At 60.4% G+C, this 14,761-nt stretch carries 11 protein-coding genes; 8 read left to right on the top strand and 3 right to left on the bottom strand.

What is annotated here, in order from left to right; genetic code table 11:
* Positions 1–25: 25 nt before the first annotated feature.
* Together ON14_RS02885 and ON14_RS02880 are read right to left on the bottom strand one after the other, a co-directional pair.
* Positions 26–625: a biotin transporter BioY gene (locus tag ON14_RS02885; RefSeq protein WP_010203020.1), complete on the bottom strand. Its 600-nt coding sequence runs from the start codon at positions 623–625 to the stop codon at positions 26–28.
* A 152-nt stretch (positions 626–777) separates the two neighbouring features.
* On the bottom strand, positions 778–1,989 hold the full coding sequence (locus ON14_RS02880) for a TDT family transporter (RefSeq protein WP_010203019.1): 1,212 nt from the start codon (positions 1,987–1,989) through the stop codon (positions 778–780).
* A 159-nt stretch (positions 1,990–2,148) separates the two neighbouring features.
* Here ON14_RS02880 and ON14_RS02875 point away from each other — a divergent pair, with 159 nt between their 5' ends.
* From ON14_RS02875 to ndk, 7 genes are all read left to right on the top strand, one after another.
* Positions 2,149–3,402: a cation:proton antiporter gene (locus tag ON14_RS02875; RefSeq protein WP_010203018.1), complete on the top strand. Its 1,254-nt coding sequence runs from the start codon at positions 2,149–2,151 to the stop codon at positions 3,400–3,402.
* A 64-nt stretch (positions 3,403–3,466) separates the two neighbouring features.
* Positions 3,467–3,817, top strand: a complete 351-nt coding sequence (locus ON14_RS02870; protein WP_010203017.1) for a GntR family transcriptional regulator — start codon at positions 3,467–3,469, stop codon at positions 3,815–3,817.
* Positions 3,814–4,818: a DUF1648 domain-containing protein gene (locus ON14_RS15915; RefSeq protein WP_010203016.1), complete on the top strand. Its 1,005-nt coding sequence runs from the start codon at positions 3,814–3,816 to the stop codon at positions 4,816–4,818. The genes ON14_RS02870 and ON14_RS15915 overlap by 4 nt, the downstream gene beginning before the upstream one ends.
* Positions 4,819–5,066: 248 nt before the next feature.
* Positions 5,067–8,357, top strand: coding sequence for an isoleucine--tRNA ligase (gene ileS, locus ON14_RS02860; RefSeq protein ID WP_010203012.1), 3,291 nt, complete (start codon positions 5,067–5,069; stop codon positions 8,355–8,357).
* Complete coding sequence (locus ON14_RS02855) at positions 8,350–9,879, top strand: bifunctional folylpolyglutamate synthase/dihydrofolate synthase (protein WP_010203011.1); 1,530 nt, start codon at positions 8,350–8,352, stop codon at positions 9,877–9,879. The genes ileS and ON14_RS02855 overlap by 8 nt, the downstream gene beginning before the upstream one ends.
* 32 nt (positions 9,880–9,911) lie before the next feature.
* Positions 9,912–10,277, top strand: a complete 366-nt coding sequence (locus ON14_RS02850; RefSeq protein ID WP_010203009.1) for a DUF4233 domain-containing protein — start codon at positions 9,912–9,914, stop codon at positions 10,275–10,277.
* Positions 10,274–10,690 (top strand): nucleoside-diphosphate kinase, encoded by a 417-nt coding sequence (ndk, locus tag ON14_RS02845; protein ID WP_010203007.1) that lies wholly within the window; start codon positions 10,274–10,276, stop codon positions 10,688–10,690. Before ON14_RS02850 ends, ndk begins: the two co-directional genes overlap by 4 nt.
* Positions 10,691–10,865: 175 nt before the next feature.
* Here the strand turns inward: ndk and ON14_RS02840 are convergent, their stop codons facing one another.
* Entirely contained in the window at positions 10,866–11,465 is a 600-nt protein-coding gene (locus tag ON14_RS02840) for a vitamin K epoxide reductase family protein (protein WP_026037495.1), read from the bottom strand.
* A 329-nt stretch (positions 11,466–11,794) separates the two neighbouring features.
* Here ON14_RS02840 and ON14_RS02835 point away from each other — a divergent pair, with 329 nt between their 5' ends.
* Positions 11,795–14,665 carry an Rne/Rng family ribonuclease gene (locus tag ON14_RS02835; RefSeq protein WP_010203003.1) on the top strand — a complete coding sequence of 957 codons (2,871 nt, stop codon included), beginning with the start codon at positions 11,795–11,797 and terminating at the stop codon, positions 14,663–14,665.
* Positions 14,666–14,761: the final 96 nt, after the last annotated feature.

Raw genomic sequence — 14,761 nt, 5'->3', positions numbered from 1 at the left:
GTTTAGTGAGCAATTCGAACGAGCGTTAGTCCTGTTTGCGTGAGAACTTGGTCGCGATCTTCCAGGTGGTGGGGATCACGGCTGCGGCAATGCCGGCCTTGATGAGGCCACCGATGATGAACGGGTAGAGGCCCCAAGCGAGAACCTGTTCAAACGTTCCGCCAGTAGCGATTGCCAGCCATGTGAGCCCGAACGCGAACGTCACTGCAGTGCCGCCGAGGAAGGAGAGAGCTGCGCCAAGGAACTTCTTGTCCCAGTCGCGCTGAGCCAGCCATCCGGTGAAGCCGGCAGCGAAGATAAAGCCGATGATGTAGCCGCCAGTGGTGCCAGCAATAACGCCGAATCCCGACGAAGCCTCGCTGAACACGGGCAGTCCGACAATGCCGAGAAGCGCGTAGAGCAGCATCGAGATCGCGCCACGGGTAGCGCCGAGTGACGCACCGACAAGGAGAACGGCAAGCGTCTGGCCGGTGATCGGCACAGGATAGAGCGGCACGACAACCTGGGCCATCACAGCGGTGAGCGCAGCGCCGGCGCTAACCAGAGCAATGTCAGTCGCGAGGCTGCGAGAAAAGACGGTGTCGGCAAGCGTGGGACGGCCGAGGGTCAAAGTGAGAGTCGACACGCGACGCTCCTTTCCTTTGTCAGCGAACTGTAGAGAGACCTGCCTGAATAGGCCGGTGCCTGAATAACCCTAGTCATAGTTAGCGCGAACGTGCGCGTGTGTCCGACCAACAAACCAGCTCAGATTTGTTGGATGCATAACAATCGCGCTTCTCACGCCGCGGGCGCGGCGGGAACCGTCGGCGTTCCAACGTCTGCCGCAACAGGAGGTGCCAAGAACAGCGTGCCGTGAATGACGCTCCCGCTAAAAGTGCGCACTGCGACGAGCACCCACGCTCCAACAAGAGCAACAAAACTCAGGAGTGCCATCACGTCGAGCACCGTTGAACCGGTGGCGACGGCGAGAACACTCAGCGCTACGACCATGTTGCCCACCGGGAACGTGAACGACCACCACGTGAGACTGAACGGCAAGCCGCGGCGCGCGGTGTGCACCGTCATCGTGATCGCGAGCGCCATCCAGAGGAGAGCAAACCCGAGTGTGGGAACGCCGTAAATGAAGCCGAAAAGGCGGAGAGCGTCGGCGAGCTCAGCCGACACCGCGTAGGGGGCGACCGCGCCAAGAACAATCGCTGCCGTAATCGACTGGCCGAGCGGGCCAAGCACAATCCACAGGGTCGGTACCGCTGCTGAGTTGCCGATGTTGTGTCGTGCCAGTCGTCCCCAGATCAGCGGGAGCATCACCGCGGTGGCGATTATGCTGAGCCCGAACATCGCGTAGCAGGCGAGCAGCATCGTCAGCCGCGCCTCGCCTTCAGGCAAAAACGGGATCAGTGGTGCACCGGCTGCTGCCGAGACCAAGGGCGGGACCACGGGCATCAGCCAGCCTCCGAAAGCGGAGTGATCCGTGACAGATGACGACGTGAAGGTCAAGAACGGCACAATCACGGCGGTCGCGAGGCCAAACACGGTGCCGATCGACCACAAGATCAGTGCGATGGTGAGCGCAGCATCCGCACCGATGATGTCGGGGCCGAAGAGCAACGCACCAGCGCCAATGGTCAGAATCGCCAGGGGCGGCGCACCATAGAAGTGAACCATCACCGGATGCCGGTGGTGCGAAAGCGCAGCCTCGCGGTGGGCGATCCAGTGCGCTGCGCTCGCGGCGATAAGCCCTACCAATAAGACGGTCGCGATCACCCAGACGGTGCTCGCAAACACGTGGAGTTGTGGAGCGATGAGCGGCAGCGTTGCGGCGGCGTTCGCGACGATCCCTGTGCCCATAACGGAGGCGAACCAGTTAGGGCTGATGTTCGAGATCACGAGGCGCGGGCTGCTGAGCTCCCGCAGAAGCAGGCGTCGGCGCACGCGCACGACCGGTGCACTGGTGCCCGGGTGGTTCGGGCGAGGGATCTGGCGGCGCATGAGTCGTTTCTGGTGTGCGGATGGGCAACGTGCGTCGGCCCACCGGTGCAACCGCGCGTATTCGTGCAGCATTCCCGTAGCCTTGAGCCACCCCGGTGCCGCGCAGTGGTTGTGCTCAGCCGCGGGGCGTGCCGTACCTCGTTCTGCAGTGGAGGAACTATGACCGAACTCGCGATCGTCGCCGTAGTCGTGTTCGCCTTCGCGATGGTCTCGCGCAAGCTGGCATTGTCTCCCGTCACGGCACCGATGGTCTTCACTGCTGCGGGCATTCTGTTGGGTGTCGTCGGGGCTCAGTGGTTTCAGCTCGACCTCAAGAGCGAGGTGGTGTCGATTCTTGTGGAAGCCACCCTCGTGCTGGTGCTCTTCACGGATGCCGTGCGCATCGATCTTCGAGCGTTGCGCAACCAGATCTTTCTCCCGCTGCGCCTACTGGGCATCGGCCTTCCACTCACAATCGCGCTCGGAGCGCTCGCGGCCTGGGCCCTGTTCGGCGAACTCACGTTCATCGAGGCTGCGCTCATTGCCGCAATCCTGGCACCGACGGATGCTGCGCTCGGTCAAGCGGTCGTCAGCGATAAAAGGTTGCCGGTTCGCATTCGGCAGGCCCTCAACGTGGAGAGCGGACTCAACGACGGAATCATGGTTCCGGTCGTCACGGTCTTCCTCGCGATTGCGGCGACCGAAACGGGAGCGGGCGCGGGGCAGGGCTGGGGTCTGTTCGCGGCGCAGCAGATCGGGTTCGGGGTTCTCTTCGGCAGTGTGGTCGGGCTGCTGGGCGGCTGGCTGCTGAGTCGAGCAGCGAGTGCGGGCTTCGTGGACGGCATTTACCGTCAGCTGGCCACCATCGCTATTGCCGTCGCTGCCTACGCGAGCGCCGGAGTTGTCGGCGGCAATGGCTTCATTGCCGCCTTCGTGGCGGGACTCGCCTTCAGCGCTGTTGCCCGCGACCATTGCGAGGATGTTCAAGACTTCACCGAAGATGAGGGGGAGCTGCTGAGCTCAATCACGTTCCTGGTGTTCGGCGCGGTACTCGCGGCGCCCATCCTCACCTCGCTCACTTGGCAGATCGCACTCTACGTAGTGCTGTCGCTGACCGTGGTGCGCATCCTGCCTGTGCTCATAGCGCTGGCGTGGTCGGGAACCCGCTTCGAGACGCGGCTTTTCATTGGCTGGTTCGGGCCGAGGGGACTTGCCTCGATTCTGTTCGCGCTGCTGGTGTTCGATGAGCTGAGTGGTTCCGTGGCCGACACTGTGTTCTCGGTAGCGGTGTGGACGATCCTCGTCAGTGTCTTTGCCCATGGTGCGACGGCAAGCCCGTGGACTGCCCGGTTGGCACGTCGACTGAGTTCGGCGCCCGCATCTGCCCCCGAGCTCAAGCACGTGCAAGAGATGCCCGCGCGACGCCGGTTCTGAGGCGGCAGCCGGTCTCCGTAAAACTAACTTGTGCTAGTTCAACTAGAACAACTATAGTGGAACCATGTTGGTTCGAGTCGATCCCGCGTCCGAGACGCCGCTATTCGAGCAACTCGCGGCGAGCATCCGCCAATCAGTCATCGATAAGTCGGTCACGCCAGGGGAGAGGCTTCCCAGTGCGCGTGAATTAGCCGGCTCGCTCGGAGTCAATATGCACACCGTGTTGCGGGCGTATCAAGAGCTTCGCGACGAGGGGTTCATCGAACTCCGCCGCGGTCGCGGAGCGATAGTTGCCGCCACCGCCCACAGCTACGACTCCCTCACCGAGGGCGTCGCCGCGATCGTGGCGGAAGCCCGCACCCAGAAGATTTCCTTAGCCGCACTGACCGCCCTCATCCGAGAGGAATACCAATGACCCTTCCCGCCGAGAACGTTGCGCCCCAACTCACGCGCAACCGCCGCCTCATCATCGTGATTGGCGTGGTGATCCCGCTTCTCATCACTGTGGTGGGGGCTTTCGTCATGGCCCTCTGGATCCCCGAACTCCCGAACCCTGTTGCCTCGCACTGGGGGCCGTCTGGCGTCAACGGGTACTCAACTGTCGGCGGCATGATTGCGCTTCCACTGATGATTACACTCGCCTTCGTCGCGTTTTCCGCCATCGCCAGCTGGAGGGGTGGCCCCAATGGCGGGATGCTGTGGGCGCATAAAGTGATGGTGGCGACCTCTGTCTTCTTGGCGGTATCGATCACCGTTCTTGCCGCGGGTTCTCTCGCGATTCAGCGCGGGCTCGAGAGCGCGGAGAACGCGCCAGATCCCATTGGTGTATTGCTCGCGGCGCTGCCCATCGCGGCGCTGATGGGGTTCTTGGCCTGGCTCATGCTTCCTGCAGCAGAACGAATTCAGCCCACAGCGGTGCAGGCGCGTCCTGTCGCAGGTTCGCCCACCGAACGTGTGTACTTTTCGACGACCACCCGCCTCGGACCTGGCGTGGTGCTGATTGCGGCGGTCGCCCTCGTTGCGCTCGGCCTGGCGTTAGCCATTCAGGCGGTTTCAAATCCGGCCGAGTTGTTGCTGCCAGCAGCGGTCGGTATTTTCGTCATCACACTCGCGGTCAGCACTCTGTCGTGGCGCATCACGATCGATCACCGGGGCCTGCGCGTGCGATCGGCGCTCGGTTGGCCACGAACGACGATCGCGCCTGATCAGATCTCCTCTGTCGCCGTTGTATCTGTTGATCCCCTCGGTGAATTCGGCGGCTACGGCTGGCGTTGGGCCCCGGGCGGCCGCAGCGGAATTGTGCTCTCCAAAGGTGAAGCACTCGAGGTGACGCGGATGAACGGCAAAAAGTTCATCGTCACGATGCACGACGCGCCGCTTGCTGCCGAAGCCCTCGCCACGGTCGCCAAAAAGTAGCGCTCAACGGTCAGCTAACTCGCGTATCATTGACGCCAGACGCTATGAACCGGCTATCACCGGGGAGCATTCGGAAGAAATCGTCTCAACCTCAGCTACGGCAGGGGAGCCGGCGACAGTAGAACCGAACGGGTAAGCCCGTTACAGCGATATGAGTGGTGTACCGCAGGGTGCACAAGCGGGGTGGTACCGCGGCTGAGAAGTCGTCCTCGTGCAGATTATTCGCACCTACGTACCACTGGAGCCTCATGTCGTATCCTCGCCACCGGTCAGATGATTCCGTAGCGCCGTCACCAAAATTCCCGGCGATCGAAGAGCAAATTTTGTCGTACTGGAAATCGGACGGCACTTTTCAGGCATCCATCGATCAGCGCGAAGGCTGCGATGAGTGGGTCTTTTACGATGGCCCACCGTTTGCCAACGGACTGCCGCACTACGGTCACTTGCTGACCGGTTATGCCAAAGATCTCTTCCCGCGCTACCAGACCATGCGCGGCAAGCAAGTGCACCGCCGTTTCGGCTGGGACACGCACGGTCTGCCTGCCGAGCTTGAAGCGATGCGCCAGCTCGGCATCACCGAGAAGGCTCAAATCGAAGAGATGGGCATCGACAAGTTCAATGCTGCAGCTCGAGAGTCGGTGCTCAAGTACACCGGCGAATGGCAGGAGTACGTGACGCGCATGGCGCGCTGGGTTGACTTCGAGAACGACTACAAGACGCTCGACGTCAACTTCATGGAGAGCGTGATTTGGGCGTTCAAGCAACTGCACACTAAGGACCTCGCCTACGAGGGTTTCCGAGTGCTGCCGTACTGCTGGAACGACGAAACCCCGCTCTCGAACCACGAACTACGGATGGATGACGACGTCTACAAGATGCGTCAAGACCAGACCGTCACCGTCACGTTCCCGCTCGACGGCGTGAAGGCCGAAGCGCTCGGCCTCACCGGTGTGAAGGCTCTCGCCTGGACCACGACCCCGTGGACTCTGCCCACTAACCTTGCCCTCGCGGTCGGCCCCGACATCGACTATGCCGTGCTGCCTGCTGGCCCCTTGGGTGCCGGTGATGGCTCAGAAGAAGGCTCGGCGCAGTTTATGCTCGCGGGAGACACCGTCGCTGCCCACGCAAAAGAGCTCGGCTACGAGACCGCCGAAGAAGCACTCGCCGCTGTGACGCGCACAATCAAGGGTGCCGAACTTGCTGGCGTGCACTACGACCGCCTGTGGGATTTCTACGAAGACGCCGAAACGTATGGCACCGAAAACGCATGGCAGTTCCTGGTTGCCGACTACGTTGCTACCGGTGAAGGCACCGGCATCGTTCACCAGGCCCCTGCCTACGGTGAAGATGACCAAAATGTGTGTGCTGCTGCCGGTATCCCCGTGGTCATCTCAGTTGATGATGGCGGCAAGTTCTTATCTTCTGTGCCGCCCGTCGAGGGTCTGCAGGTGTTCGATGCCAACAAGCCACTCACGAAGCTGCTGCGCGAAGAGGGCCGCCTGCTCAAGGTCGCCAGCTACGAGCACTCGTACCCGCACTGCTGGCGCTGCCGCAACCCGCTGATCTACAAGGCAGTCTCAAGCTGGTTCGTGAAGGTTCCCGAGTTCCGCGATCGCATGGGCGAGCTCAATCAACAAATCAACTGGGTTCCCGAGAACGTCAAAGAGGGCCAATTCGGCAAGTGGGTCAGCAATGCCCGCGACTGGTCGATCAGCCGCAACCGTTACTGGGGCTCCCCGATCCCGATCTGGAAGAGCGACAACCCTGACTTCCCGCGCGTGGATGTTTATGGCTCGCTCGCTGAGATGGAAGCCGATTTCGGCCGTCTACCCCTCAACCACGAAGGCGAGCCCGACCTGCACCGCCCGTTCATCGACGAACTGACGCGTCCGAACCCGGATGACCCCACCGGTCAGTCGACGATGCGTCGCATCGAAGACGTGCTCGATGTCTGGTTCGACTCGGGTTCGATGCCGTTCGCTCAAGTGCACTACCCCTTCGAGAACCAAGAATGGTTTGATAGCCACAGCCCGGCCGACTTCATCGTGGAGTACATCGGTCAGACCCGCGGATGGTTCTACACCCTCCACACGCTCTCGACGGCTCTCTTTGATCGCCCCGCATTCTCGAACGTCATCAGCCACGGCATTGTTCTGGGTAGTGACGGACAGAAAATGTCCAAGAGCTTGGGTAACTACCCCAATGTCTCCGAAGTCTTTGAACGCGATGGCGCCGACGCGATGCGCTGGTTCCTCATGTCGAGCTCGGTAATCCGCGGCGGAAACCTCATGGTCACCGAAGAGGGCATCCGCGATGGTGTCCGGCAGATGCTTCTCCCGTTGTGGAGCACGTATTACTTCTTCACTCTGTACGCCAACGCGGCAGACAACTATGAAGCGACCTGGCGCACCGATTCGACCAACGTTCTCGACCGCTACCTGCTCGCCAAGACCGGGGAGCTCATCGACGATGTAACCGCCGAGCTTGAAGCGCTCGATAGCCCCATGGCCGCTGCGAAACTGCGCGACTTCGCCGACGTGCTTACCAACTGGTACGTGCGCCGCAGCCGGGACCGTTTCTGGAGCGGCGACGACACTGACGCCTTCGATACGCTCTACACGGTTCTCGAAACTGTTGCTCGGGTTGCGGCACCGCTGCTCCCGCTGGTCTCCGAAGAGATGTGGCGCGGCCTCACCAACGGTCGCAGCGTGCACCTCACTGACTGGCCTGATGCCGCCGCTTTCCCCGCTGATCACGATCTGGTCGAGTCGATGGACCGCGTGCGTGAGATCGCCTCGAGCGGGCTCGCTCTGCGCAAGGCTCGCAGCCTGCGTGTGCGCCTTCCGCTGGCATCTCTCACGATCGTTAGTGATGCGCCGGATGCTCTGGCTCACTTCAGCGGCATCATTCGCGACGAACTCAACGTCAAGACGGTGCAATTCGAGGCGCTCGAAGAGGGCTCGTTGGAGAGCTTTGGTATCACCAAGAAGCTCACCGTCAATGCCCGAGCCTTGGGGCCGCGCATCGGCAAGCAGGTCCAGCACGTCATCAAAGAGGCCAAGTCCGGCAACTGGGAGACGACTGCCGCTGGGGTGTCGGTAGACGGTATGCCGTTGGAGTCGACGGAGTACGAACTGCAGATGGAAGCAGCCGATGAGGCGAGCGCAATCGCGTTCCTCTCCGATGGTGGCTTCGTGATCATTGATACGCAACTCACACCGGAACTCTCGGCTGAAGGCTTGGCTCGCGACACCATCCGTGTCATTCAGGATGCGCGTAAGGCCGCCGGCTTCGAGGTGAGCGACCGGATCGCTCTCGTCATCAGTGCCCTTGATGCTGCTGACCATGAAGCGATCGGCTTCCACAGCGCCATGATCGCCTCAGAAACGCTTGCAGCGCAATCCACCGTCCAGAGCTTCGCGAATGAACTTTCAGAGGGCACAATTGAGACCTACCGCACCGAACTGCCGGCAGGAAAATATGCCAACGCGGGCGCGCTGGTGATTGACATCACCAAGATGGGAACGATCAATGTCTGACCGCGATGATGAATTCGACGACACCGCCGAGCCTGAGGAATCTTTCGATGATTCGCTGACGGACGAAGAGCGAGCCGAGCTTGAGCAGGAAGCAGCAAACCCGCTCGCCGACCTCAGCCCCTTCGCCGACGGCTTTGAGGGCACCAACATTGATGACGACTCTGACTTCGAACTAGAAGACTCCGAGTACGCGCAAGATGCCGCCCTTGTCTATGACGAACTTCTTGCGCGCATCGGGGAGCAGGCTCCCCAGCCGCGCCTCGAAGCCACCCGTCGTGCTGTAGAGCTCATCGGTGACCCCCAGCGCACCTATCCCGTGATCCACGTCACTGGCACCAATGGGAAGACCTCAACGAGCCGCATCATCGAGAGCATTCTGCGCGCATACGGTTTGCGCACCGGTCTGATGACGAGCCCCCACCTGGTTCGCGTGAACGAGCGGATCGTCATCGATGGGCGGGCAATTTCTAACCGCGCTCTTGCGGCCAACTGGGCCGACATCCGTCCCTTCATTCTTATGGTGGATGCGGAGCTCCTGGCCAAAAGCGAAGAGCCGCTGACCTACTTTGAAGCACTCACGGTTCTCGCCTTTGCTAGTTTCGCGGATGCACCGATCGATGTTGCTGTGCTCGAGGTCGGAATGGGCGGGGAATGGGATTCCACTAACGTCGCCGATGGTCAAGTCGCCGTGTTCAGCCCCATTGCCCTCGATCACACCCAGCGGTTAGGCACCACGATTTCGGAGATCGCGCGAACAAAATCGGGAATCATTAAGCCTGCTGCCTCAATCGTCTCGGCAGTGCAAACCCCGGATGCTCAAATTGAGCTAGAGCGTGCCGCTGATCTCACGGAGTCCAAGCTCGGCTTCGAGGGCGACGCTTTCGAACTACTCAGCAGCAATGTTGCCGTCGGCGGCCAACTCATTTCGGTTCGCGGGCTCGCGGGCACGTACTCCGATCTGTTCGTGCCGCTCTTCGGCGAGTTTCAGGGGCATAATGCCGCCCTCGCAATCGCCGCGGTCGAGTCATTCCTCGGAGATGGTAGTCAGGCGCTGGTTGGCGATGTGCTGGCCGAGGGTCTCGCGACGGTTACCTCACCTGGCCGGCTACAGGTTATCGGTGCCGAACCTACGGTGATCGTGGATGCGGCGCACAACCCCCATGGCGCAACCGCGCTGGCGGCGGCGCTCAAGGAATACTTCACCTTCGACGAGATCGCCTTCGTTATCGGCGTTCTTGACGACAAGGATGCCAAGGGCATCGTTGAGGCCCTTGCCCCGGTCGCTAATCGCTTCTACGTCACCACTTCTCAGTCCGATCGGGCTATCGCGCCAGAAGACCTCGTTGAGGTCGTTCGCGAGTTCTCAGAAGAAACGACCGACTTCGACTCCTTCGCTGAGGCGATGGAGCTGGCGCGTGCGTGGGCTGGCGAGAACGAACGCCGTGCCGTTGTTGTTACTGGCTCCATTTCCCTCGTCGGTGAAGCACTGGCACTGGCAGACTCGGAGGGCTGGAAGCCGTGAGTCGAACCCCTCGCCCGCGCAGAACACGTTCAGTGACCGAGTTGCTGCTGAGCATCGTTTTGGTGCTTGACGCAACGCTGATCTTCTTTGTGGCGTTGGCCGCATTCGGCCTCAGGGCTCTGCCGCCCGCACCGGCGTTTATCGGGGGAGCGGTACTGATCGTTGTCTTCGTGACGCTCGCAAGAATGCTCAACCACGGTTGGGCGATGTGGGTTGGATGGGCGCTTCAGGGTGGACTAATTGCTCTTGGCTTCATCCTTACCCCCATGTTTGTCGTCGGCGCTGGCTTTGCGGCAATCTGGACGTATTGCTTCATCAAGGGTCGCCAGATCGACACCGCCAAAGCCGCCATTCTTCGTCCATCTACCATGACCACCCCCGCTGAGGAGACACAATGAACATTGAAGAAACACTGGTACTGATTAAGCCGGATGGCGTTGCTCGCAACCTGACGGGAGAAATTCTTCGTCGCATCGAAGCTAAGGGCTACCAGCTCGTTGACGTGCGCCTCGTCCAGGCCGAAGTTGACCTGCTTGCGGAGCACTACGCCGAGCACGAGGGCAAGCCGTTCTACGAGCCGCTGATGGATTTCATGCAGTCGGGCCCCACCGTCGCGCTGCGCATTGCTGGCAACCGCGCTATTGAGGGTTTCCGTTCGCTCGCCGGAACCACTGACCCCACCACGGCAGCTCCTGGAACCATCCGTGGAGATTTGGGCCGCGACTGGGGCCTCGCCGTACAGCAGAACCTCGTGCACGGCAGTGACTCGCCAGAGTCTGCCGCTCGCGAATTGGCTCTCTGGTTCGCCTAAAGCTCAACGAATCGTGCTTAGTGATTAGCTCACAGGCACCGCAAATGGCGAGAGCCTGACTTCGGTCGGGCTCTCGCCATTGGCATGTACTCACAACGGAATATGTCGAGTGAGTACGCAGTGCGGCGTCAAGAATTTGCGTAGCTCGGGCAGCGAAAAACCCTTCGGAAATCTTCTATAGGTAGCTAAGAACGTCGAGCCGTACTTGTGCGACGATCGCAATGATGATGTAGCCAGCGAGCGTAATTACGGGCACCCAGCTGTACGCGGCGGCGGCGGCTTTGCGCAGTCGGCGTGGAGCGGGGATCACCCCGACCTTAAGGTTCCTCAGCGTGACGGCCCAGAACATGGGGATCGTCACCGACCAGACGACCATGCACCACGGGCACAACGTGCCGAGGTTGAAGATGCTTTGGTAGGCAAGCCACAGGCAGAACGCAAAAGCGCCAGCGATACCCGCGTTGAACAGAGCCCAGAACCAGCTGTTGAATCGAGCGCCGGCCAAGATTGCTGCTCCAACCACAACCGGGGCCATGAAAGCGACAAGCCCGATAACGGGGTTCGGAAACCCGAAAACTGCGCCCTGTGAAGATTCAAGGTTGACCGCGCACTGCAGAACAAGGCTGAAATCGCAGCTGAGAACAGCATCCGGATTCTGCAGCACGTGAATTTTCTCGATCATGAGTTGAAATGACGCCCACAGTCCAATCACGCCGGTAATGATTAAAAATATGGCGAGGACAATGGGCCTGTTTCGAACCCCGGATACAGTCATGCTGGGATTATCGCATGCGCGTCAGGCTCACTTTCTGAGAATGCGTGCGATAATGAACCGTAGTTACTCCGAGCCGCGCTCGAAGTAATACCAAGAAGGCTTACCGGGCATAGCGACCGGACCAGTTACGCAACGCTTGTTGCGCGAGTCGGATAGCCAGTTCCGAAGTGTCGTGACAGGGCACAACTGCAACGCGAGCCACGGGCCCGTTGCAGGACCTGAAGAATTAGTAGCGGTTCTCTAGCCATAGGTTTGGCGGGGGAATAGCGCACGAGAGAGTACCCGGTAGGTGGCGCGGTCGCCTATACAGGGCAAGGAGTACACCAGAGATGGTGAATGAAAACGATAAGTCGAAAGAAGTTCCGAAGAAGAAGGGCCTTTTTGGCCGCATGCTTCCGTCTTCTAAAGCAGCAGCAGTGAAGCCCGTGGTGCAAACGCCGCCGGTCGAAGCACCTGCAGCAGCTGTAGCACCGGTAACACCAGCGCCAGCATCTGCGGCACCAGTGGCACAGCAGCCGACAGCTAACACGTCGACCACGGTTGACGCCCCTGCGAAGGCGCCGCGCACAGCGCCGGCAACCAAGAGACCGGCTGCCAAGACCGCAGCCCAGCATGTGGGGCTCGAGGTTCCCGCATCGGTTACTGAGGTTCCTGCCGCTTCTGGTTCTGACGCAGACAAGAGCACCGGCGCGCGCGCCGAGGGCTCTGCTCCTGCGCGTTCGCGTTCCCGCAAAGCTCCCGCGTCGTCAACAAAAAAGACTGACGATGGCGCGCAGAGCGACAAGGCACCCGCAATGAAGAAGGCAACGGTGGCGAAGGCTCCGTTGACGACCTCTCTGCTGTTCCAAGCTCCCGATCTGCCCGACCTTCCTGCACGCGCACCGCGGGCGCGCAACGACAACAAGTCGAATGCCGACACCCGCAGCGATGACAACGGTGAGCAAGATGAGGCAGGCAATGTCCGTCGTCGTTCCCGCCGTCGCTCAGGTGAAGATGCTCGCCCCGGCGACGAGTCACCCAATACTGTCGTTCGAGTTCGCCAGCCGCGCAAGCAGGCCGAGCCGAGCAACGAACCGACCAAGGTCAAGGGCTCTACACGACTAGAGGCTAAGAAGCAGCGTCGTCGTGACGGCCGCGATGCCGGTCGTCGTCGTCCCGTTGTGACCGAGAGCGAATTCTTGGCGCGTCGCGAAAGCGTTGACCGCGTCATGGTGGTTCGCTCCAAGTTCGATCGCATCCAGATCGCTGTTCTCGAAGACGGCGTTTTGGTTGAGCACTATGTCGCTAAGGCGCAAGACGCGAGCCTCATCGGCAACGTGTACCTCGGTCGCGTTCAGAATGTTCTGCCCAGCATGGAGGCAGCGTTCGTCGACATCGGGCGCGGTCGTAACGCCGTGCTGTACTCGGGCGAAGTTGACTGGGATGCTGCAGCGGAGAACTCTGCTGATGGTAAGCCGCAGGCGCGTCGTATTGAGCTAGCGCTCAAGCCAGGCGATCGTGTTCTCGTCCAGGTCACTAAAGACCCCGTCGGCCACAAGGGTGCTCGACTCACAAGCCAGGTTTCGCTGCCCGGCCGCTACCTTGTCTACGTTCCCAACGGTTCGATGAGTGGCATTAGCCGCAAGCTTCCCGATACCGAACGCTCGCGACTCAAGAAGATCCTCAAGGGTGTTCTTCCTGAGAACGTCGGCGTCATCGTGCGCACGGCTGCAGAGGGCGCAACTGAAGAGCAGCTCACGCTCGATGTCAGTCGTTTGACGAGCCAGTGGGCAGACATCAGCGCTCAGGTCGACAACGCACAAGCTCAGGGGCCAGCACTGCTGCACTCCGAGCCTGACTTGCTGATCAAGATTATTCGTGACGTTTTCAACGAAGACTTCCACAAGCTCGTTATTGAGGGCAGCGATGCTCGAAAGACGATCGAGGGCTATGTTCGTTCAGTCGCTCCCGATCTACTCGACCGTTTGCAAGAGCACGAGAGCACGGTCGACTCGTTTGAAGAATACCGGGTTTCTGAGCAGATCGAAAAGGCTCTTGACCGCAAGGTCTGGCTGCCGTCTGGCGGATCTCTCGTCATCGACCGCACAGAAGCGATGACCGTTGTTGACGTCAACACCGGCAAGTTTGTCGGTTCGGGCGGAAACCTCGAAGAGACCGTCACCAAGAACAACGTCGAAGCCGCTGAAGAGATCGTTCGCCAACTGCGCCTGCGCGATATTGGGGGAATTATCGTCATCGACTTCATTGACATGGTTCTCGAATCCAATCGCGACCTCGTATTGCGTCGACTCGTCGAATGCTTGAGCCGTGACCGCACCAAGCACCAAGTCGCTGAAGTCACCTCGCTTGGGCTCGTGCAAATGACTCGCAAGAAGTTGGGTCTCGGATTGCTCGAGACGTTTAGTGAGAACTGTGAAGTGTGTGCTGGCCGAGGTGTCGTTGTGCACCACGACCCCGTAACAAAGCACCGTCAGCAGCCAAGTCAGAATGAACAGGCTGGCAGCGGGCGTCGTGGTCGAAACCGCGGGGGAAACAGCAACAGCGGCAGCAACAACGGCGGCAATAACGGTGGCAACAGCGGCGGCAACAACAATGGTGGAAATGCCGGTGGTAATAACTCCGGTTCGGCAAATAACGGTGCTTCACAAAGCCAGCAGTCGAACGGTGCCGCGAAATCAGCAAACACCGCAGCGAACAATGGCAATGGTGGCAGCAATGGCACCCATGCGATCACTGAAGACGTTCGCAATGCTCTCGCTCGCGTAGCGGCCAGTACGGTAATCGCCACGGCAGATCACGGCTCTGAAAAGGATGCCGCGGTCGAGGTGCCCTCCAGCCCCGCAAAGTCCGCTTCGTCAAGCAAGCAATCTGCGTCGAACAAGCAAGCGTCATCCGACAAAACAACTTCGTCGCAGAAGTCTGATTCAGCAAAAAGCGACAAGCGTAATCAGAAGCCAGCTGCTCAGACCAGTGACGTTGTTGAAGCGACAGAACCTGCTGTTGCGCTTCTCGACTTGCCGGCATCGACGAGCCCTTCGGCGTCGCCCAAGCTCAGCAGCCAAGATGCCGAGCAGATTCTCGGATCAGTTTTGGAAGCTCTTCCTGAGCCCAAGCAACCGGGTCAAGGTCGATCGCGTGGATCACGTCGTGCCAGCAGCCAGGGCAAGATCGTCACCGCCACCCCTAGCGACGACCAGTAGTTTCGGTTGTCCACGGGGTTTTGAGAATTATTATTTTGTAGGGTTAGCGCGTGAGCCTTACTGCGTCTGCGAGCGTCGATGATCATCATCGGCACG

This window comes from Salinibacterium sp. PAMC 21357, from assembly GCF_000247645.1.
Taxonomy (GTDB): Bacteria; Actinomycetota; Actinomycetes; order Actinomycetales; family Microbacteriaceae; genus Rhodoglobus.
The sequence above is the reverse complement of the archived record's forward strand: the minus strand, read 5'-3'. Positions and strand labels throughout refer to the sequence as shown.

Coding starts and splice junctions, on each gene's coding strand:
- ON14_RS02880 (WP_010203019.1), bottom strand. CDS start 1,989: ATGCGCCGCCAGATCCCTCGCCCGAACCACCCGGGCACCAGTGCACCG.
- ndk (WP_010203007.1), top strand. CDS start 10,274: ATGAACATTGAAGAAACACTGGTACTGATTAAGCCGGATGGCGTTGCT.
- ON14_RS02840 (WP_026037495.1), bottom strand. CDS start 11,465: ATGACTGTATCCGGGGTTCGAAACAGGCCCATTGTCCTCGCCATATTT.
- ON14_RS02875 (WP_010203018.1), top strand. CDS start 2,149: ATGACCGAACTCGCGATCGTCGCCGTAGTCGTGTTCGCCTTCGCGATG.
- ON14_RS15915 (WP_010203016.1), top strand. CDS start 3,814: ATGACCCTTCCCGCCGAGAACGTTGCGCCCCAACTCACGCGCAACCGC.
- ON14_RS02835 (WP_010203003.1), top strand. CDS start 11,795: ATGGTGAATGAAAACGATAAGTCGAAAGAAGTTCCGAAGAAGAAGGGC.
- ileS (WP_010203012.1), top strand. CDS start 5,067: ATGTCGTATCCTCGCCACCGGTCAGATGATTCCGTAGCGCCGTCACCA.
- ON14_RS02870 (WP_010203017.1), top strand. CDS start 3,467: ATGTTGGTTCGAGTCGATCCCGCGTCCGAGACGCCGCTATTCGAGCAA.
- ON14_RS02855 (WP_010203011.1), top strand. CDS start 8,350: ATGTCTGACCGCGATGATGAATTCGACGACACCGCCGAGCCTGAGGAA.